Annotated in this window: 20 protein-coding genes and 1 pseudogene; 9 read left to right on the top strand and 12 right to left on the bottom strand. The window is 69.1% G+C overall.

The features are described 5' to 3' along the window. Nucleotides 1-23: 23 nt before the first annotated feature. From ACWCPQ_RS19695 to ACWCPQ_RS19665, 7 genes are all read right to left on the bottom strand, one after another. Nucleotides 24-533, bottom strand: coding sequence for a TM2 domain-containing protein (locus ACWCPQ_RS19695; RefSeq protein ID WP_449900748.1), 510 nt, complete (start codon nucleotides 531-533; stop codon nucleotides 24-26). A gap of 105 nt (nucleotides 534-638) precedes the next feature. Then, nucleotides 639-1916, bottom strand: coding sequence for a prolipoprotein diacylglyceryl transferase (lgt, locus tag ACWCPQ_RS19690; protein WP_449900968.1), 1278 nt, complete (start codon nucleotides 1914-1916; stop codon nucleotides 639-641). 80 nt (nucleotides 1917-1996) lie between these two features. Continuing rightward, nucleotides 1997-2797, bottom strand: coding sequence for a tryptophan synthase subunit alpha (gene trpA / locus ACWCPQ_RS19685; RefSeq protein ID WP_449900746.1), 801 nt, complete (start codon nucleotides 2795-2797; stop codon nucleotides 1997-1999). Then, complete coding sequence (gene trpB, locus ACWCPQ_RS19680) at nucleotides 2794-4089, bottom strand: tryptophan synthase subunit beta (protein ID WP_449900743.1); 1296 nt, start codon at nucleotides 4087-4089, stop codon at nucleotides 2794-2796. The genes trpA and trpB overlap by 4 nt, the downstream gene beginning before the upstream one ends. Further along, entirely contained in the window at nucleotides 4086-4904 is an 819-nt protein-coding gene (gene trpC / locus ACWCPQ_RS19675) for an indole-3-glycerol phosphate synthase TrpC (RefSeq protein WP_449900741.1), read from the bottom strand. Before trpC ends, trpB begins: the two co-directional genes overlap by 4 nt. Before the next feature lie 143 nt (nucleotides 4905-5047). Next, nucleotides 5048-5962: a TIGR02234 family membrane protein gene (locus ACWCPQ_RS19670; protein WP_449900738.1), complete on the bottom strand. Its 915-nt coding sequence runs from the start codon at nucleotides 5960-5962 to the stop codon at nucleotides 5048-5050. Continuing rightward, nucleotides 5959-7542, bottom strand: a complete 1584-nt coding sequence (locus ACWCPQ_RS19665) for an anthranilate synthase component I (protein WP_449900966.1) — start codon at nucleotides 7540-7542, stop codon at nucleotides 5959-5961. Before ACWCPQ_RS19665 ends, ACWCPQ_RS19670 begins: the two co-directional genes overlap by 4 nt. Before the next feature lie 78 nt (nucleotides 7543-7620). On the opposite strand from ACWCPQ_RS19665, the gene ACWCPQ_RS19660 reads away from it, so the two are divergent. Both ACWCPQ_RS19660 and ACWCPQ_RS19655 read left to right on the top strand, forming a co-directional pair. Beyond that, nucleotides 7621-8085 (top strand): peroxiredoxin, encoded by a 465-nt coding sequence (locus ACWCPQ_RS19660; RefSeq protein WP_449900736.1) that lies wholly within the window; start codon nucleotides 7621-7623, stop codon nucleotides 8083-8085. 142 nt (nucleotides 8086-8227) lie between these two features. After that, nucleotides 8228-8719, top strand: a complete 492-nt coding sequence (locus ACWCPQ_RS19655; RefSeq protein ID WP_449900733.1) for a MarR family winged helix-turn-helix transcriptional regulator — start codon at nucleotides 8228-8230, stop codon at nucleotides 8717-8719. Nucleotides 8720-8825: 106 nt separating this feature from the next. Here the strand turns inward: ACWCPQ_RS19655 and hisI are convergent, their stop codons facing one another. The 4 genes from hisI to priA all read right to left on the bottom strand — a co-directional run bounded on the left by hisI (nucleotide 8826) and on the right by priA (nucleotide 11720). After that, complete coding sequence (gene hisI, locus ACWCPQ_RS19650) at nucleotides 8826-9194, bottom strand: phosphoribosyl-AMP cyclohydrolase (RefSeq protein ID WP_449900731.1); 369 nt, start codon at nucleotides 9192-9194, stop codon at nucleotides 8826-8828. Beyond that, nucleotides 9194-9967 (bottom strand): imidazole glycerol phosphate synthase subunit HisF, encoded by a 774-nt coding sequence (gene hisF, locus ACWCPQ_RS19645; protein ID WP_449900729.1) that lies wholly within the window; start codon nucleotides 9965-9967, stop codon nucleotides 9194-9196. Before hisF ends, hisI begins: the two co-directional genes overlap by 1 nt. Before the next feature lie 132 nt (nucleotides 9968-10099). Next, complete coding sequence (locus ACWCPQ_RS19640; protein ID WP_449900727.1) at nucleotides 10100-10963, bottom strand: inositol monophosphatase family protein; 864 nt, start codon at nucleotides 10961-10963, stop codon at nucleotides 10100-10102. A gap of 25 nt (nucleotides 10964-10988) precedes the next feature. Beyond that, complete coding sequence (priA, locus tag ACWCPQ_RS19635) at nucleotides 10989-11720, bottom strand: bifunctional 1-(5-phosphoribosyl)-5-((5-phosphoribosylamino)methylideneamino)imidazole-4-carboxamide isomerase/phosphoribosylanthranilate isomerase PriA (protein ID WP_449900725.1); 732 nt, start codon at nucleotides 11718-11720, stop codon at nucleotides 10989-10991. A 291-nt stretch (nucleotides 11721-12011) separates the two neighbouring features. Between priA and ACWCPQ_RS19630 the strand changes: the two genes are divergently transcribed. The 7 genes and pseudogenes from ACWCPQ_RS19630 (at nucleotide 12012) to hisH (ending at nucleotide 18729) form a co-directional block, all read left to right on the top strand. Beyond that, complete coding sequence (locus ACWCPQ_RS19630; protein WP_449900723.1) at nucleotides 12012-13586, top strand: serine/threonine-protein kinase; 1575 nt, start codon at nucleotides 12012-12014, stop codon at nucleotides 13584-13586. Between the two features lie 140 nt (nucleotides 13587-13726). Next, nucleotides 13727-14239, top strand: a pseudogene (locus ACWCPQ_RS19625) (maleylpyruvate isomerase family mycothiol-dependent enzyme); the annotation flags it as partial. A gap of 119 nt (nucleotides 14240-14358) precedes the next feature. Next, complete coding sequence (locus tag ACWCPQ_RS19620) at nucleotides 14359-14790, top strand: hypothetical protein (protein WP_449900721.1); 432 nt, start codon at nucleotides 14359-14361, stop codon at nucleotides 14788-14790. Between the two features lie 97 nt (nucleotides 14791-14887). Beyond that, nucleotides 14888-16225, top strand: a complete 1338-nt coding sequence (gene hisD / locus ACWCPQ_RS19615; protein ID WP_449900719.1) for a histidinol dehydrogenase — start codon at nucleotides 14888-14890, stop codon at nucleotides 16223-16225. Next, nucleotides 16222-17379, top strand: coding sequence for a histidinol-phosphate transaminase (locus ACWCPQ_RS19610; protein ID WP_449900718.1), 1158 nt, complete (start codon nucleotides 16222-16224; stop codon nucleotides 17377-17379). The genes hisD and ACWCPQ_RS19610 overlap by 4 nt, the downstream gene beginning before the upstream one ends. Before the next feature lie 20 nt (nucleotides 17380-17399). Then, a complete protein-coding gene (gene hisB, locus ACWCPQ_RS19605; RefSeq protein ID WP_449900716.1) occupies nucleotides 17400-18032 on the top strand; it encodes an imidazoleglycerol-phosphate dehydratase HisB in 633 nt (210 codons plus the stop codon). Nucleotides 18033-18096: 64 nt separating this feature from the next. Beyond that, a complete protein-coding gene (hisH, locus tag ACWCPQ_RS19600) occupies nucleotides 18097-18729 on the top strand; it encodes an imidazole glycerol phosphate synthase subunit HisH (RefSeq protein ID WP_449900714.1) in 633 nt (210 codons plus the stop codon). Nucleotides 18730-18832: 103 nt separating this feature from the next. Here the strand turns inward: hisH and ACWCPQ_RS19595 are convergent, their stop codons facing one another. After that, nucleotides 18833-19807 (bottom strand): alpha/beta hydrolase family protein, encoded by a 975-nt coding sequence (locus tag ACWCPQ_RS19595; protein WP_449900712.1) that lies wholly within the window; start codon nucleotides 19805-19807, stop codon nucleotides 18833-18835. Nucleotides 19808-19815: the final 8 nt, after the last annotated feature.

The raw sequence follows: 19815 nt of genomic DNA, 5'->3' as shown, positions 1-19815 counted from the left end.
GTCTGCGGAGAGTGGGCGGCGGGTCAGTTCTCGCGCAGGGGCCGACCCTGCGGGTCCTGCACGCTGCCGGTGAGCATCATGATGCCGTCGATGAGCGGCCAGATCCCGCCGAAACCACAGGTGAGCCAGGTGACCGCGATCTGGGCTATCGCGATACCGGTATCGCCGATGTAGAACCGGCCGGCACCGAACGCGCCCAGGAAGATCTGGAGCAGACCGGCAGTCAGCTTCTGTTTGTCCGAATACGGAACACCGTTCATATCGCGGCCGTAGGGCGCCTCGGGATCCATCGGGTTGTACCCGCCGGGCCCCATCGGGGCGCCGTAGCCCGGCTGCGGCTGACCGTAACCGGGAGGGGCACCGTACTGGGGACCCTGCGGGTACTGCTGCGGCTGCGACGGATACGGCTGGGACTGGTACGGCTGCGGTTGCGGTTGCGACGGGTAGCCCGGGGCCCCCGGCGATTTGCTGAGATCCGGGCCGGTTCCGGGCGGGCCGTACTGCGGTCCACCCTGCTGGTACGGATCGGTCATGGATTCCTCCTAGGTCGGTGCCCCCGGGCAGTGGAGGACAACCGGATGTCGCCTCCCCTCCGGCAAGATGCTGCCAGACGACCGCACCGCCCGCCGAACGGAGTCCTATTTACCTCGCGGAGCACCGGATTCGGCGGTGGCGCCGTTCTGCTCCGCCGCGGAATCGTCGGATGATTCGGATTCGGGTTCATCCGATTCCTTCGCGCCCGATGCGGTATCGGAATCGGAATCCTCCGCCATCGCAGCGGACTCCGTCACCGCTTCCGAGGCGGTTGCCGCGGAAGCGGCGGACTTCTCCGGCGTCTCCGGGTTCGCGGCTTCGGAAGACTCATCGGCACTTCCGGATTCGCGGTCCCCGGTCGCCTCATCAGTGGTATCCCCGGAATCCGACGATGCCGCGACGCCGACGGCACCGGCGGCCCCGGCAGCGCGCAAGGCACCCAGTTGCCAAGGCCACGGGCGCGGGCCCGCGTCGGGGCTCAACTGTTCGGGAGTCTCACGCCCCTTGGTCGCGAACAGCACGTAGGCGATAGCGGCCAGGAACACCAGACCGGAGGTGAACGAATTGATCCGGATCCCCGCGATCTGGGTGGCCTCGTCGTCCCGCATGAGTTCGACGAAGAATCGGCCGAAGCAGTAGCCCGCCACGTACAAGGCGAACAGCCGGCCGTGCCCGATCCGGAAACGCCGGTCGATCAGCACCAGCGCGATCACGACCAGCACATTCCAGATCAGTTCGTAGAGAAAGGTGGGGTGCACGATCGAATGCACCTCGCCGGAGGACACACCGTTCATCATGTCGAGCCGGCCGGAATCGTCGAACCGGAGATAGATCTCCAGCCCCCAGGGCAGATCGGTTTCGCGACCGTAGAGTTCCTGGTTGAAGTAATTGCCGAGGCGCCCGATGGCCTGGGCCAGCAGAATCGCCGGAGCGATCGCGTCGCCGAGTGCGGGCAGTGGAATCTTGTAGATACGGCAGGCGATCCACGCGCCGATCGCGCCGAAGAAGACCGCACCCCAGATCCCGAGACCGCCCTGATAGATCTTCAGCGCGTCCATCGGGTTGCCGTCGGCACCGAAATATTTCTGCCAGTCGGTGGCGACATGGTAGAGCCGCCCGCCGACCAGCCCGAACGGCACCGCGAAAACCGCGACGTCCAGCACGGTGCCGGCCTCGCCGCCCCGGTCCTGCCAGCGTTTCTCACCCCACCAGATGGCGACGATGATGCCGATGATGATGCAGATCGCATACGCCCGCAGCGGGAACGGCCCGATTTCCCAGACGCCCTGCGGCGGACTGGGCAGATAGGCCAGCAGATCGACTGCGTGCGGGACGGCGCCGCCGGGAGCTCCGGCAGGCGCGACGGTATCCGGTGCGGCGATAACGGTCACGGGGCAACCGTAGTCGAGCGGATTATCAGAGCAAGTACGGGCTCCGCCCGTGTGTCATCGTCCGGTACGGATCAGGAGGCGACAGCGGCGGCGCGGACCCCGCCGGCCAGTTCGCCGGTGAGCGCGCGGACCGCGTCCAGACCCTCGGCTGCGGCGGAAACCAGCGCCGAACCCACGATCACACCGTCGGCATAGGCGGCGATCTCGGCGGCCTGGGCACCCGAACGCACCCCCAGGCCCACCCCGATCGGGATATCGCTGTGCTCGCGGATCCGGGCACACAGCGCGGGCGCCATGGTCGAGACCGCGTCCCGGGCGCCGGTCACCCCCATCGTGGATGCCGCGTAGACGAAACCGGAGCTGGCATCGAGAGTGGCGGCCAGGCGTTCCTCGGTGGAGGACGGGGCGACCAGGAAGACGCGATCGAGTGAATGGGCGTCCGAGGCGGCGAACCAGTCGCCGGCTTCGTCCGGAATGAGGTTCGGGGTGATGATCCCGGCGCCACCCGCGGCGGCCAGATCCCGGGCGAAACGGTCGACGCCGTATTTGAGCACCGGATTCCAGTAACTCATCACCACGGCCTGCGCACCCGCCTCGGTGACCGCTTCGACCACGGAGAACACGTCACGCACCCGGACCCCGCCGCGCAACGCCTGCTCGGCCGCGGCCTGGATGGTGGGTCCGTCCATCACCGGATCGGAGTAGGCGACGCCGACTTCGACGATATCGCAACCTGATTCCACCATCGCGCGCACGACCCGGCGCGACCCCTCGAGATCCGGATAGCCGGCGGGCAGGTATCCGATTAGCGCGGCCCGGTTCTCGGCCCGGCAGGCGGCGAAGGTGGCACCCAGGCGGGACTCGGAACTCACTGACCGTTCTCCTTGCCGGTGTCCGGATCGTCGAAGAGCCCGAACCAGCGGGCGGCGGTATCCATATCCTTGTCCCCGCGCCCGGACAAGTTCACCAGGATGATCGCGCCCTCACCGAGTTCGCGGCCCAGTTCCACCGCGCCCGCGACGGCGTGCGCGGATTCGATGGCCGGAATGATGCCCTCGGCGCGGCTCAGCAGCAGCAGGGCGTCCATGGCGGCGGAATCGGTCACCGGCAGGTACTCGGCGCGGCCGGTATCGCGGAGGAAGGCGTGTTCGGGGCCGACACCCGGGTAGTCGAGGCCGGCGGAGATCGAATGCGAGTCGATCGTCTGACCGTCCTCGTCCTGCAGGAGGTACGAGTAGGCGCCCTGGAAGGCACCCGGCGAGCCTCCGGTGAAGGTGGCGGCGTGCCGGCCGGTGTCCACTCCGTCGCCGGCCGCCTCGTAGCCGATCAACCGGACGCCGGGATCGTCGATGAAGGCGTGGAAGATGCCGATCGCGTTGGACCCGCCGCCCACACACGCGGTGACCGCGTCGGGCAGCCGGCCGGTGAGGGCCTGCACCTGGGCGCGGGCCTCCAATCCGACGACCCGCTGGAAATCGCGGACCATCACCGGGAACGGGTGGGGTCCGGCGGCGGTGCCGAAACAGTAGTAGGTGTCGTCGGCGTTGGTCACCCAGTCGCGCAGCGCCTCGTTGATCGCGTCCTTGAGGGTCTGCGAACCCAGCGTCACCGAGACGACCTCGGCGCCGAGCAGCCGCATCCGGGCCACGTTCAGCGCCTGCCGCGCGGTATCGACCGCACCCATGTAGACGATGCACTGCAGCCCGAGCAGCGCGCACGCGGTGGCGGTGGCGACGCCGTGCTGGCCCGCGCCCGTTTCCGCGATGATGCGGGTCTTGCCCATCCGCTTGGCGAGCAGCGCCTGGCCCAGCACATTGTTGATCTTGTGCGAACCGGTGTGGTTCAGATCCTCGCGCTTGAGCAGGATCCGTGCGCCACCGGCGTGCTCGGCCAGATTCACGCATTCGAAGACCGGGGACGGGCGGCCGGTGTAGTCACGCTGCAACCGGTCCAGTTCGCCCAGGAAGTCCGGGTCCAGCCGGGCCTTGTCGTATTCGGCCGTGACCTCCTCGATCACGGCCATCAACGCCTCGGGCACATGCCGGCCGCCGTATACGCCGAAATGACCGCCCTCGTCGGGTTCGTGGTCGCTGCGCTGCGCGACCCCCCGGCTGGCGGCGGGCAGCGGGACGCTGGTGGAGGACGGACCGCCCCCGGTCATCATCGACCCCGCCGGGCCGGCTTGGGGCAGGACGGGTGCGTGCCCGCGGTGACCAGTTCGGAAACGGCCGCGCGGGGATCACCACTGGTGACCAGTCCCTCGCCGACCAGTACCGCATCCGCGCCGGCACCGGCGTAGGCGAGCAGATCGGCAGTGCCGCGCACCCCGGACTCGGCGATCCGGATCACCTCGGTGGGTAGACCCGGCGCGATCCTGGAGAAGCAGTCCCGGTCGACCTCGAGGGTTTTGAGATTGCGGGCATTGACCCCGATGACCGTGGCACCCGCGGTGAGTGCCCGATCGGCCTCCTCCTCGGTGTGCACCTCGACCAGCGCGGTCATGCCGAGCGATTCGGTGCGATCGATGAGCGAGGACAGGGTGTCCTGTTCCAGCGCCGCGACGATCAGCAGGATCACATCGGCGCCGTGGGCCCGGGCCTCGTGGATCTGGTACGGGCCGACGACGAAGTCCTTACGGAGCACGGGAATGTTCACCGTGGCGCGGACCGCGTCGAGATCGTCCAGCGATCCGTGGAAGCGGCGCCCCTCCGTGAGCACGCTGATCACCCGCGCGCCACCGTCCTCGTAGGACTTGGCGAGGCTGGCCGGATCGATGATCTCGGCGAGTGCCCCCTTGGAGGGGCTGGCCCGCTTGACCTCGGCGATAACGCCGATACCGTCTTCGAGAAGCGCTGCCTTCGCATCGAGCGGCGGCGTAGCGGCGGCGGCCGCTGCCTTCACCGCCGGGAAGTCCAGCACCGCTTCCCGAGCGGCTACATCCGAGCGGACCCCGTCGAGAATCGAGTCGAGTACCGTCATCTGGCTCGAATCCTTTCTGGGGAGACGCGAGTTATTGCCTGAAGGATTCCCCCAGGCGATGTCTCACCGATGCTGAACAAGAGTAAATGGCAGGGCGGGGCGTTGTGACGCCGGGGGCGGGTCACCCCGCCCCGGCCGACCTGCTAGGGCGCGTCACCGGTTTCCTCCGAACCGGCTTTTCCGGCCGTATCCGGCGGGTTCTCGGCCACACTTCGCCCCTCGGAGAGGTTTCCCGATTTGCCGGAACGGGTACTCGGCGTGTCCGATACGCCGCCGGGCGTGTCCCCCGACCGGACGGCCGGCTCCGGACCGGACTCCGCGGGGTCGGTCGGATCGGCGCCGGCATCCAGTGCGTCCCACAGCACCCGCTCCGGAAGCGGGCCGGCCGCCGGTCCCTCCTGGACCGCGCGGGTCGCGGCCGCCTTACGGGTGGCCGGGGCGTCGTACTTCCCGGAGAGCGGTTTCGTCCCGGCCGGCATCCGGGCCAGCAGCAGCCCGGCGCCGAAGGCCGCCAGGGCCCCGGCCAGTGCGAGCACGGCCGGGGCGGATGCCGTCACCAGCTCCTGGACGTCGGCCCGGCCGGGCAGTTCGGCCAGGGTGGCCGCGCGTTCCTCGGTCGCGCCGGACCCGGTGAGCAGCGCGAGCGCCGGCACCGCGGTCACCGCCGCGATCAGGGCGACCAGGACGCCCACCAACCGGCGGACCCAGCCCCGGGTCGCGAGGACGGCGGCGATCGCGGCCAGCAGAACCAGCGCCAGCGGGGTGAGCGCGCCGAACCACACACCGCCGTTCAACTCGTCGGTACGGGGCTCGGTGAGGCCGTCGGCCGAAGTCACGGTCACCCAGGTCAACCGGGACGACCCCCACAGCGCCGCGGCGGCGACAGCGAGCAATGCGATCGCGGCAACCGGATACCGGTGGCGGGGCGCGGGCTCGGTGGCGGGTAGGTCTTCATCGCCCCAATCGACCGGACCCGGGCGCGGAGCGCCGGACGTCGCGCCGTCTTCTGGACCCGAACCGCGCACCGGATCGGCAGCAGCGTCGTCCGACGCCGTCATGCGCCGCCACCGGGGACGGAAGCGGCCGCTTCCGGTTCCGCATCACCGGCGCCCTCGTCGAAGGCGCGCACGGTTTCGGCGGCGGCCACCGCGCGGAGCACCGCCATCGCCTTGTTACGCGATTCGGTGTCCTCGTACTCGGCTTCGGAATCGGCCACCACTCCGGCACCGGCCTGCACATAGGCGATCCCGTCCTTCAGGAGGGCGGTCCGGATGGCGATCGCGGTATCGGCGTCACCGGCGAAATCGAGATAGCCGACCACACCGCCGTACACCCCGCGCCGGGTGGGTTCGAGTTCCTCGATCAACTGCATGGCCCGGACCTTGGGCGCACCGGAGAGGGTGCCCGCCGGGAAACAGGCGCGCACGGCATCGAGTGCGATCTTGCCGGGGGCGAGCCGCCCGGTGACCGTGGAAACCAGGTGCATCACATGGCTGTACCGCTCGACGTGCCGGTATTCGGTGACCCGCACCGTACCCGGTACACAGACCCGGCCCAGATCGTTGCGGCCGAGATCGACCAGCATCAGATGCTCGGCATTTTCCTTCTCGTCGGCCAGCAGGCCTTTCTCGAGCAGCAGATCGTCCTCCTCGGTGGCACCGCGCCACCGGGTGCCCGCGATCGGATGGGTCGTCGCCACTCCGTCCTGAACCGCCACCAGCGCCTCCGGGCTGGACCCGACGATCGAGAACGCGGTGTTCCCCGCTCCGTCGGGAATGTGCAGCAGGAACATGTACGGGCTCGGGTTGGCCGCCCGCAACATGCGATAGAGGTCGATGGGCGCGCCACCGTAATCCATCTCGAACCGCTGCGAGAGCACCACCTGGAATGCCTCGCCCGCCTCGATCTCCGAGACCAGGCGGCGCACACCGGCGCCGAACTCGCCGGGGGTGCGGGCCCGCCGGAACTGCGGTTCGGGCTGATCGAAGACCGATACGGTCGAGGGGGCGGGCGCGGCCAGCGCGGCGGTCATCCGATCCAGCCGGGCCACCGCGTCGTCATAGGCGGCGTCGACGTTCTCGGAGGTGCCGTTCCAGTTCACCGCATTGGCGATCAGCGTGATCGCACCCTCGTGATGGTCGAAGGCGGCCAGGTCGGTGGCCAGCAGCAGCACCATCTCCGGCAACCGCAGATCGTCGAGGGCCTGTTCGGGGAGCCGTTCCATCCGGCGAACCGCGTCGTAGCCGAGGTACCCGACCATGCCGCCGGTGAGCGGCGGCAGACCGGGCAGCCGTTCGGTGCGCAGCAGTTCCAGGGTGTCGTGCAACGCGTCGAGCGGGTCGCCGCCCGAGGGCGCGCCGGCGGGGGTGGCGCCGAGCCAGGTGGCGGCACCGTCCACCGCGGTGAGCGCGGACGGGCTGCCCGCGCCGATGAACGACCAGCGCGACCACGATCGGCCGTTCTCCGCCGATTCGAACAGGAAGGTACCCGCGCGGTCACCGGCCAGTTTGCGGTAGGCCGACAGCGGGGTCTCCGAATCCGCCAGCACCTTCCGGGTCACGGGGACGACCCGGTGTTCGGCGGCGAGTTCGAGGAACCGTTCGCGGGAAGTGGTCGCGGGAGTGGGCACGCCGTGCATTCGCATCATCTTTCCAGCTCCGTCCCGCGCGCTCGCGACGCACCCCGCGCGACCCGCCGTCACAGGTACTGTCCGGGTATGCAGATCGGCCAGCTCGCGCCCGCGTTCGAACTCCCGGATCAATCCGGCACACTCCGCACCCTCGATTCCCTGGTGGCCGACGGGCCCCTCGTCCTGTTCTTCTATCCCGCCGCCAACACGCCGGTGTGCACCGCCGAGGCATGCCATTTCCGCGACCTCACCGCGGAATTCGCCGCGCTCGGCGCCGGTTGCGCGGGAATCAGCGCCGATGCGGTGGATGTGCAGGCCGGGTTCGCGGGATCGCAGCGGCTGGAATACCCGCTGCTCTCCGACAGCGACGGCACAGTCGCCGAGCAATACGGCGTGAAACGCGGCCTGCTGGGCAAACTCATGCCGGTGAAACGGCATACCTTCGTGATCGGCACCGACCGACGGGTTCTCACCGTGATCAGCAGTGAACTACGGGCGAATGTGCACGCGGACAAGGCGCTGGAGTTCCTGCGCGAACGCGCCCGCGCCTGATCCGCCGGCCACGCCGCCGGTCCTGTGAGTGAACTCACCTTCGTTTCCGAGATGCCACACGGCCGAGCGAAATCGTGGCAAACTCTCCATAGCCGAGCGACCGCTGCCGCAATCGTCGCCGGGGTGGAGAGAAGGCGGACTAGTGACGGATTGGCTGAACCCGGTCGAAGGACGCGCCTGGCGCGCGGTGGTAGCACTGCTGAACCGCTTGCCGGGCGCCTTGGACACAGATCTGCAGCGCGAATCCGGTGTCACACATTTCGAGTACTGGGTACTCACCCTGCTGTCGGAAGCACCGGACCGGCGACTGCAGATGAGCGAACTCGCCCAGAGAGCTAACTCATCGCTATCCAGACTTTCGCATGTGGTGTCGAAACTGGAACGCATGGGCTGGGCGACCCGCACGGCCGCCACCGGCCGGCGCGGGGTGCTGGCCCTGCTCACCGACGAGGGCCACCAGAAGGTCGTGGAGGCCGCGCCCGGCTATCTGGATGTGGTTCGGCGCCTGGTCTTCGACGGATTGGATGCCGAGCAGACCGCGGCCCTGGCCGATCTCGGCGAAACGCTGACCACCCATCTGGGGGTTGTTCTCGGACGATCCGGGCAGACCACGACCTCGGACACCCGGCCGTAACCCGGTACCACTCGGCGGATGTTCCGCACCGATTCCGGTCGTCCGCCCGGGCTCGACCGCACGGCCGGCAACCCGAAACATCGGAGCCCCTGCGGATCCGGCGGCCTCAGTCGGTACCGGGCACCGGCTCCGCTGCCAGCAGCACATCGGTATCGAAGCAGGTGTGCGTACCGGTGTGACAGGCCGCGCCCTCTTGATCCACGACGAGCAGCACGGTGTCCCCGTCACAGTCCAGCCGGACCTCGTGCACGTACTGCGTATGCCCGGAGGTCTCGCCCTTCACCCAGTACTGCTGCCGGGATCGCGAATAGTAGGTGGCCCGTCGGGTGGCCAGGGTACGGGCCAGTGCCTCGTCGTCCATCCAGGCCATCATCAGTACCTCGCCGGTCGATCTCTCCTGAGCGACGGCGGCCACCAGACCTGCCTCGTTGTGCTTGAGCCGGGACGCGATCGCCGGATCGAGGGTCCGATCCATCACCGCACCACCAGATCAGCCGCGCGCATGGCGTCCTTGACCTGCGCAATGGTCAGATCTCCGAAGTGGAACACGCTGGCGGCCAGCACGGCGTCGGCACCCGCCCGCACGGCCGGGGCGAAATGGTCCACCGCACCGGCACCACCCGAGGCGATCACCGGAATCGAGACGGCGGCCCGCACCGCCTCGATCATCCGGAGATCGAACCCGGTTTTGGTGCCGTCGGCGTCCATCGAGTTGAGCAGGATCTCGCCCACTCCGAGTTCGGCGCCGCGGATCGCCCATTCGACCGCGTCGATTCCGGTGCCGCGGCGACCGCCGTGGGTGGTGACCTCCCAGCCGGAGGGGGTCGGCGGCTCCCCGGCCGGCACGGTGCGGGCATCGACGGACAACACGATGCATTGGGAGCCGAACCGCTGTGACATCTCGTGCAGTACCTCGGGCCGGGCGATGGCGGCGGTGTTGACCGAGACCTTGTCCGCGCCCGCGCGCAGCAGCCGGTCCACATCGTCGACGGTGCGCACCCCGCCGCCGACGGTGAGTGGGATGAAGATCTGTTCGGCGGTGCGGGTCACCACATCGAGCATGGTGCCGCGATCGCCGCTGGAGGCGGTGACGTCGAGAAAGGTGAGCTCGTCGGCGCCCTGGGCGTCGTAGGCCGCGGCGAGCTGCACGGGATCACCGGCGTCGCGCAGATTCTGGAAGTTCACGCCCTTGACCACGCGCCCCGAATCGACATCCAGGCACGGAATCACCCGAGTAGCAAGCGTCATCATGTCTCCATCGAAGCGGGAAGGCGCGGACCGCGGACACCGCAGCGAAGGCGGAGGTACCGCATCATCGATTCTCCATCGAAGCGGGATGATGCGGACCGCGGAGACCGCAGCGGAGGCGGAGGTACCGCATCATCGATTCTGTTCCCCTCCCCGGACTGTATCCATCCGGTCGGAAACGGCGGTGTACCCGCTGCCCCGGGTCGCGGCGATCATATCGAGCAGTTCGGCGTGCACACCCGGCGCGGCCGCCAGTACCGAACCGGATTCGATGGTCCAGTCGATACCCTCGAGATCGGTCACGATCCCGCCCGCACAGCGCACCATGAGCGCGCCGGCGGCGTTGTCCCACGGGTGGTGGCCGAAGACGATGGCCCCGCCGAGGGTGCCCTCCGCGGTGAAGGCCAGATCTATTCCGGTGGACCCGTGCATCCGCACCCGCGACGACAGCGCACTGAGCGCGCCGAGGACCCGATGCCGGAACAGTCCGGGCACCCGGCCGGTGGATTCGATGTTGAAGGCGCCGAAACCGATCATCGCCTCGTCCAGCACGGCCGGTTCCAGCGGCGGCTGCGGTTTACCGTCGAGCAGCAGTGGACCACCCGTCACGGCGGCGTACCGGCGGTCCAGCGGCGGGAACCAGGCCAGGCCGATCACCGGTTCGCCGTCGCGGACCAGCGCCAGCAGCGTGCCGGTGAGCGGGTGCCCGTTCGAATAGTTGAAGGTGCCGTCGATGGGGTCCAGTACCCAGGCGGTACCGCCGGTGAGGGCGGGGCCACCGAATTCCTCGCCGTGCACTTCGATACCGGTCCGGTCGAGAAGCTGACCGGAGATGGTGCGTTCGAGTTCGAGGTCCAGTTCGGTCGCGAAATCCCGGGACCCCTTGGCCACCGCGCTGGGTGCGCCCCGGCCCTCGATGAACCGTTCGCTCACACCGTCGAGGATCTCGGCGGCGGTGGCCATCAGCGTGGTCAGCTCGGTCCCTGCCCCGGTCATCGCCTCGGGCCCCGATCGTCGCGGTTCAACGGACAGCAGCCAGAGCCTCGGGGAGGGTGAACCGGCCCGCGTAGAGGGCCTTGCCCACGATCGCGCCCTCCACCCCGTCGGGCACCAGTTCGGCGATCGCGGTGAGATCGGCCAGCGCCGAGACCCCGCCGGAGGCGATCACCGGCGCGTCGGTGGCCATGCACACTTCGCGCAGCAGATCCAGATTCGGCCCGGTGAGGGTGCCGTCCTTGGTGACATCGGTGACGACGTACCGGGAGCAGCCGTCACGCTCCAGGCGTTCGAGTACTTCCCACAGGTCACCGCCGTCGCTCACCCAGCCGCGTCCGCGTAGCCGGTACTCCCCGTCTACCTTCTGTACGTCCAGTCCGACCGCGACCCGCTCGCCGTACTCCGCGATGGCCCGGGCGCACCACTGCGGATCCTCCAGCGCGGCCGTACCGAGGTTGACGCGGGCGCAGCCCGTGGCCATGGCGGCCTTCAGCGATTCGTCGTCGCGGATACCGCCGGAGAGTTCGACGGCCACGTCCAGTTCACCGACGACGGCGGCGAGCAGTTCGCGATTGGACCCGCGGCCGAACGCCGCGTCCAGATCGACCAGATGTACCCATTGCGCCCCCGACTCCTGCCAGGCGAGCGCCGCGTCGCGGGGCGAACCGTAACTGGTTTCACTGCCCGCCGCGCCCTGTACCAGGCGGACGGCCTCTCCATTGGCGACATCGACAGCGGGCAGCAGCACAAGACTCACTCGGAAGAGCCTAGTAGGTGCGCCCGGTCCGGGCCCATCCGCAGTCCGCCCCGGGCCGAGTCGGCCGCGGCGGCGCGCCCGGTTGCCCGTTGTTCGCCCGTGACATGCGCTCCCGGCCGGCCCCGATCACCCGGCCGCCGTGCCCCGCCCCCTGGGCGCCCGTTAAGGTGACATCACCCACTGGGGCGGTCGAGGTGCCCGCTACACTCGTCCCGAACGCGTGAGTGGTCAAGGACGCGTCATGTCACGATTTCGAGAAGGTTCGGAGTAGGCGCCATCGATACCGGTCAGTTGATCGCGGATCACTACCGCCTGGTCGAGCAGATTGGTAGCGGCGGCACAGGCGTGGTCTGGCGTGCCGTCGACGAGCGTCTGCAACGGTCGGTGGCGATCAAACAGATCCACATCAAACCCAGTCTGCCGCCCGCCGAGCGCGATGTGCTCCGCCAGCGCGCGACCCGGGAAGCCCGTAACGCGGCCCGGTTCCAGCACCCCAATGCCATCGTGGTCTTCGATATCACCGAACACGGCGGCGATCCGTGCCTGGTGATGGAGTACATGAAGTCCCGCAGTCTGGCGCAGGTGCTCTCGGCGCAGGGCCCGCTGCCGCTCGCGCAGGTGGCCCGTATCGGCGAACAGGTGGCTTCGGCGCTCATCGCGGCGCATCAGGCCGGCATCGTGCACCGTGATGTGAAGCCTGGCAATGTCCTGCTCGACGATCACGGCACGGTCAAGATCACCGATTTCGGTATCTCCCGGGCCACCGGCGATGTCACGCTCACCGAGACCGGCCTGATCTGCGGTACGGCCGCGTATCTGGCGCCGGAGGTGGCGCGCGGTGCCGATCCGACCCCCGCCGCGGACGTATTCGCCCTCGGCGCCACTCTTTTCCACGCTCTCGAAGGTGAACCGCCCTTCGGCTCCGGTAATCCGCTCAAGGTGCTCTACGCGGCGGCCAACGGCCAGGTGAGCGAACCGCAGAACGCCGGGCCCGCTACCGATTTCGTACTGGACCTGCTCAGCTCCGATCCGCGGGACCGGCCGAGTATGCGTGAGGCCCGGGAAGCGCTGGCCCGTTTCGCGGGCTACGACAGTGCGGCGTCCGAGCACGCCGGTTTCGTTCCGGCCCGCGAGGCCTTCGACCGCAACGGCCACGATCGCAACGGCCACGGCGGCGCCGCGGTCAGCACCATGGAATCCCCGGCGCCCGGCCGGTACGGCAGCCCGGCCGAGGACGCTCCGCCGCGGCGCCGGCCCGAACCGCGGTCGGCGGGCCGCAACGGCCAGGACACCCGGCCGCCGCGCCGGCCGGCGAACCATCCGCCGACGAGCACCCAGCCGGTCGCCCGCAGATCCGACGGCAACGGCGGGGTCAAACGGGCCGTGATCATCGGCGGTATCGCCGGGGTCGCGGTCGTCGGCGGAGTGCTGTTCTTCAACTCCTCCGATTCCGGAGACAGCGGGTCGGCGCAGGCGGATACCTCGACCAGCGCCACCGTCTCGAACTCCCCCGATACCCCCGCCGCGAACAGCCCGGCGCTCGGATCCACACCCAGTACCGGCTCGGTCGAATGGGTACAGGCCGGTCAGCTGATCGAACAGTTCTATCTCGACCCCACCGGTTCGTGGTCGCTGCTGACCCCGGCCGCGCAGCAGGCCTACGGCAGCCAGCAGGAGTTCCAGCAGTACTGGTCGACCCGGACCGTACAGAACTTCAGTCGTATCGAGGCATACAAGGGCAACAACCCCGACGGCTCGGTGGATATGCGGGTGAACAACCTCAGCTACGGAGGCCAGACGAGCAATCCGACGCTGCGGATCATCAGCTCCGGCGGCACCCTGCTGATCGACAGCGATACCCACTGAGACCACCGGCCGGCTCCCGGACACCGGAGCACGACCGGGTTATGGTGTGCGGCATGGACATCCGGGGGATGTTCGCCGCCGAACGCGCCGAAATGACCGCCCTGCTGCAGGAGCTGACCGAGGTGTAATGGGATGCGCCCACGCTGTGCACCGGCTGGCAGGTCCGGGAACTGGTCGCGCATCTGCGCTACGACAGCATCCCGCTGACCGCGTACGCGCGGATCACCTTCGGTAACCGCTTCTCGATCGACGGTGTCAACAACGCCATGGCGGCGGTCGGGGCGCAACGCACATCGCAGCAGTTGCTGGCCGAGTTCAGCGCGGCACCGGGTTCGGTATCGCGCTGGTGGCCCCGCCTCGGCCTGGCCGATCTGCTCGTCCACCAGCAGGACATCCGCCGCCCGCTCGGCCGGGCCAGGGAGATTCCCGCCGAGCGGCTGCGCGCCGTCCTCGACGAGGTGAGCGCCGGGTGGCGGTCTGGACGGAGGGGTCGGTATGTGGACGCGCACGGCCGGAGCGAAGGCGGAGGTACGCCCGGCCCGACCCGTTCGCCCGCCCGTGGCGGTATACGAAGGGGTTACAGTTCGCCGCGACAGATTTCGACTGGGTCAAAGGGTCCGGTCCTGCGGTGCGGGGCCGGGGCGAGGCGCTAGCGTTGGCGATGGTAGGCCGTCCGGTGGTCCTCGACGAACTCGAGGGCGAGGGGGTGGCGGACCTGCGTCGCCGCTGCAGCTGAACACCAGAGTTCGCTCCACCGATGGGAGACGCGAACATGACCGAGTCCGCACTGTCCGCGATGGGCACGATGACCGGTGAATGGAAGACGACCACGACCCTGTACCCCGATATCACCGGGCATACGACGATCGAGTGGATGCCCGACGCGCGGTTCTTGACGGTCCGCTACACGGTCCCCGATCCCGGGGTCAGCTGGACGTGGCTCGTCGGCGCGGACGATCTCTACCAGGAGCGCCTCGTCATCCTGCACTACGACCAGTTCGGTGAGCACCGCGTCTACCAGGGTTCCTTCGACGGACCGCTGTGGCGGGTGTGGCGCGATGCGCCCGGTCATTCCCAGCGGTTCACCGGGAACCTGGATGAGACGGGGACCACATTCCGCGCCACCTGGGAGCGCTCGGACTCCGAACTGGATCCGCGCAGCTGGGAGCACTGGCTCGATTTCGTCTACACGCGGATCTCCTGATCACCGACCACGCGGATATTCGGTGGTAGCGGCCCGTTAGGCTTGAACCGCACCCAGTGCTGATGTACCCAGGCCGGAGACAAGGACCGAAACCACCATGACATCCCGTATCGAGCTCGCCCGCGTGGATCTGCGCGGTCGCACTCCCACGACCGCGCAACTGCGCACCGCGCTGCCGCGCGGTGGTGTCGATGTGGACTCGGTACTGCATCAGGTGCGACCTGTGGTGGAGGCCGTCCGCGACCGCGGCGCGGCCGCGGCACTGGAATTCGGTGCGAAATTCGACGGGGTCACCCCGGACGCGGTACGCGTGCCGGCGCAGCGGCTCGCCGCCGCCCTGGACGAACTGGATCCCAAGGTCCGCGCCGCGCTCGAGGTCGCGATCGAGCGCACCCGCGCGGTCCACGCCGATCAGCGGCGCACCGACACCACCACCGAAGTGGTCCCGGGCGGGACGGTGACCGAGCGCTGGGTCCCGGTGGAGCGGGTCGGGCTGTACGTACCCGGCGGTAATGCGGTCTATCCGTCCAGTGTCGTGATGAACGTGGTCCCGGCCCAGGCCGCCGGGGTGGAATCGCTGGTGGTGGCCTCGCCGCCGCAGCAGCAGTTCGGCGGGCTCCCCCATCCCACCGTCCTGGCCGCCGCCCGGTTGCTCGGCGTCGACGAGGTGTGGGCGGTCGGCGGGGCCCAGGCGGTGGCGCTGCTGTCCTACGGCGGGACCGATACCGACGGCGCCGAACTCCTGCCGGTCGATCTGATCACCGGTCCGGGCAATATCTACGTGACTGCCGCCAAACGGCTCTGCCGCGGCCTGGTCGGGATCGACGCCGAGGCCGGTCCCACCGAGATCGCCGTACTGGCCGACGCCACCGCCGATCCGGTGCACGTGGCCGCCGACCTCATCAGCCAGGCCGAACACGATGTGCTCGCCGCCAGCGTGCTGGTCACCGACAGCCCCGAGCTCGCCGATGCGGTGGACGCGGCGCTGACCGCGCAGCTGAGGGTGGTGAAACACGCCGACCGGGTCACCACCGCGCTGACGGGGACGCAATCGGGCACCGTGCTGGTCGACGATATCGAGCAAGGCCTGCGGGTGGTCAACGCCTACGCCGCCGAACACCTCGAGATCCAGACCGTCGATGCTGCCGCCGTGGCCGCGCGGGTACGCAGCGCGGGCGCGATCTTCGTCGGCCCCTACGCCCCGGTCAGTCTCGGCGACTACTGCGCCGGCTCCAACCACGTCCTGCCCACGGCCGGATGCGCCCGGCATTCGTCCGGGCTCAGCGTGCAGACCTTCCTGCGCGGGATACACGTGGTGGAGTACAGCGAAACGGCCCTGAAAGATGTGGCCGGACATGTGGTCGCCCTCGCCGATGCCGAAGATCTGCCCGCCCACGGGCAGGCGGTCCGCGCGCGTTTCGAGGCACTGTCGTGAGCGATCCCGATTCCGAGGCGAGCACCGCGATCACTGTTCCCGGATCCGCCATCGGACTGGACGCGCTGCCGCTGCGGGAGAATCTGCGGGGCAAATCCCCGTACGGCGCACCGCAGCTCAGCGTCCCGGTCCAGCTCAACACCAACGAGAACCCGCATCCACCGAGCCGCGCGCTGGTCGACGATGTGGCCGAGGCCGTCCGAGCCGCGGCCGCCGACCTGCACCGCTACCCGGACCGCGACGCTGTCGCCCTGCGGACCGATCTCGCCGGATACCTCACCCGGCAGACCGGTTTCCCGGTCGATACGGCCAATGTGTGGGCGGCCAACGGTTCCAACGAGATCCTGCAGCAATTGCTCCAGGCGTTCGGTGGGCCCGGCCGGCGGGCGCTGGGTTTCGTACCGTCGTATTCGATGCATCCGATCATCTCCGAGGGCATCGACACCGAATGGGTGGAAGCGAAACGGGGCGCCGATTTCGCGATCGATATCGACGCCGCACTGGCCGCCATGGCCGAGCGCCGGCCGGATGTGGTGTTCGTGACCAGCCCGAACAATCCCACCGGGCACAGTATCGCGCCCGCCGATCTGGCGCGGATCCTCGACGCGGCACCCGGAATCGTCATCGTCGACGAGGCCTACGCCGAGTTCTCCGCCGCACCCAGCGCCATCGGTCTCATCGATCGCTACCCGGCGAAACTCGTCGTCAGCCGGACGATGAGCAAAGCATTCGCCTTCGCCGGCGGCCGGCTCGGATACCTCGTCGCCGCCCCCGCGGTCATCGACGCGTTACTGCTGGTGCGGCTGCCCTACCACCTCTCGGTGGTGACCCAGGCGGCGGCGCGGGCCGCGCTGCGGCATGCCGACGAAACCCTGGGCAGTGTCGCCGAACTGGCCGCCCAGCGCGATCGGGTGGCCCGGGCACTGACCGGGGTGGGATATGAAGTCGTCCCCAGCGACGCGAATTTCCTGCTGTTCGGCAAGTTCGAGAACGCCGCGCGCGCCTGGCAGCACTATCTGGACGAGGGCGTACTGATCCGCGATGTCGGCATCGGCGGATATCTGCGCGCCACCATCGGATTGGCCGCCGAGAACGACGAATTCCTGCGGGTCAGCGCGAAACTGGCCGCCACCGAACCGACAGCGCAGAGCTGATCACCGAGACGGAAGAGAGTATGAACCGAACCGCGCGGGTGGAGCGCACCACCTCCGAATCCAGCATCGTGGTGGATCTGAACCTGGACGGCACCGGCCGAACCGATATCTCGACCGGCGTCCCGTTCTACGACCATATGCTCACCGCGCTCGGCGCCCACGCCAGCTTCGATCTGATGGTACGCGCCGACGGCGATATCGAGATCGAAGCGCACCACACCGTCGAGGACACCGCCATCGTGTTCGGGCAGGCGCTCGGGCAGGCACTCGGGGACAAGAAAGGCATCCGCCGGTTCGGCGACGCCTACATTCCGATGGACGAGACGCTGGCGCATGCCGCGGTGGATGTCTCCGGACGGCCCTACTGTGTGCACACCGGAGAACCGGATCATCTACTGCACGCCGTGATACCCGGCGCGCCGGTCCGGGGCCGCAACGATCCCGGGGCCCCGTACTCGACGGTGCTCAACCGGCACGTCTTCGAATCGATCGCCCTCAATGCCCGGATCGCGCTGCACGTCCGGGTGCTCTACGGCCGCGACCAGCATCATGTGACGGAGGCGGAGTACAAAGCGGTGGCCCGCGCACTGCGCGCCGCCGTGGAGCCCGATCCGCGCGTACCGGGTGTGCCGTCGACCAAGGGAGCGCTGTGATGCGATACCTCCGCCTTCGCTCCGGCCGCCGCGGACCGTTCGAATACCGGCTGGTGGAGGCATTATGACGTCGGTGGTGCTGCTGGACTACGGTTCGGGCAATCTGCATTCCGCCGAACGAGCGCTGGTCCGGGCCGGTGCGCGAGTCGAGGTGACCGCCGACCCCGAGGCCGCGCTCGCCGCCGACGGGCTGGTGGTCCCCGGTGTCGGTGCCTTCGCCGCCTGTATGGCCGGCCTGCGCGCGGTGCGCGGGGAGCGGATCATCGGGCAGCGGCTGGCCGGTGGGCGACCGGTGCTCGGTATCTGCGTCGGTATGCAGATCCTGTTCGACCGCGGCGTGGAGTTCGGGGTGGAGACCGACGGCTGCGGTGAGTGGCCGGGCACCGTCGACAAGCTGGAGGCGCCGGTTCTGCCGCATATGGGCTGGAACACCGTTTCCGCACCCGCCGACAGCGTGCTGTTCGCCGGCATGGATCCGGCCACCCGGTTCTATTTCGTGCACACCTACGCCGCCCGCACCTGGGAACTACCGCCCAGCGACCATCTCGCCGCCCCCCGGTTGACCTGGTGCGAATACGGCACCGGCCGGTTCCTGGCCGCGGTGGAGAACGGCGCGCTCTCCGCGACCCAGTTCCACCCGGAGAAATCGGGCGACGCCGGTGCGCAGTTGCTCTCCAACTGGGTGAAATCGCTCTGACCCGGCGGATATCCACCGCACGTCGGTGGCCTGCGCGTCTGCGCCCGCTATTCGGCGACCGGCCACCGAGTAGCCGGGCCGACCGGTAGCCCCGGCCGGCCCGCTAGGCGGCGCATTTGGCGTTCGGTGGGGGCGGGGGCGCGGCCACGACGCCCCGCGCCACATCGACCACATAGTCGCGGTTGCCGTCGAGCGGTTCGGTGCCCAGAGCGAGCCGCTCCACCACACAGCCCGCCTCGAAAAGCGCCGGGCCGATATTGTGGCGCCCGGGTTCGACCGCGCCGGTCAGGGTGCGCCCGCTGACGATGGAGTACAGCGTGCTGGGTTTACCAGCGAGCATGAGCGCGGCCCGCATCTGGGTGCTGGCCGTATACGGCACCACCTCGTCGGCCGTTCCGTGGATGAGGAAGGCATGCCGGATACCCATCCGGCCGGCCTGGAGCGCCGGGGAGCGGTCGGCATAGGCGAGTGGGCAGACGACGGGAACGCAATTGCCGGCGTCGCGCTGGATCTGCGCCTGCAGGGCCGGGTAGTCGGCGGCCGGACCCGACCAGTGGGTGAAAAGGTCGGACGGGCCGAAGGTGTCCACCCAGTAGTCGAACAGTCCGGCGGGGCCGTAGGCGGCCGCCAGCCCCGAGGTCATCGCCCCCTGGCTCCAACCCCACAGGATGGTGCGCGCCACACCGGGATGTGTTCCCTTGTACCACTGCGTCGCGGCGACCAGATCCTGCCAACCGGCCCACAGGTTCCACTCACCGGTACGCCACTGGGCACTACCCCGCATATCCATCGACACGACCGGTGTCCCGGTGCGGGCGGCGATCGAGGTGAGGTACTCGGCGTACTGGGCCGCCGAACCCTTGTGCCCGTGCGCGGCCACGATCAACGCGTTGCCGACCGCGCACCCGTGGGGTTCGTAGGCCAGGCCGGTGGCCCGCTCACCGTCGACCGGCACCGAGATCGGCTGGGTCACGACCGCGCACGCCTGGGTCGCGGCGGCGGGCGCCCCGGCCAGCAGCGTCGCCGTCAACGCCGGTAACAGCACCCCGGCCAGGAAGCTCACTGCGCGTCTGCTCATCCTTCGAA

It is taken from the genome of Nocardia sp. NPDC001965, from assembly GCF_053594175.1.
Note: the sequence above shows the minus strand (reverse complement) of the source record. Positions and strands in the feature narration are given on the sequence as shown.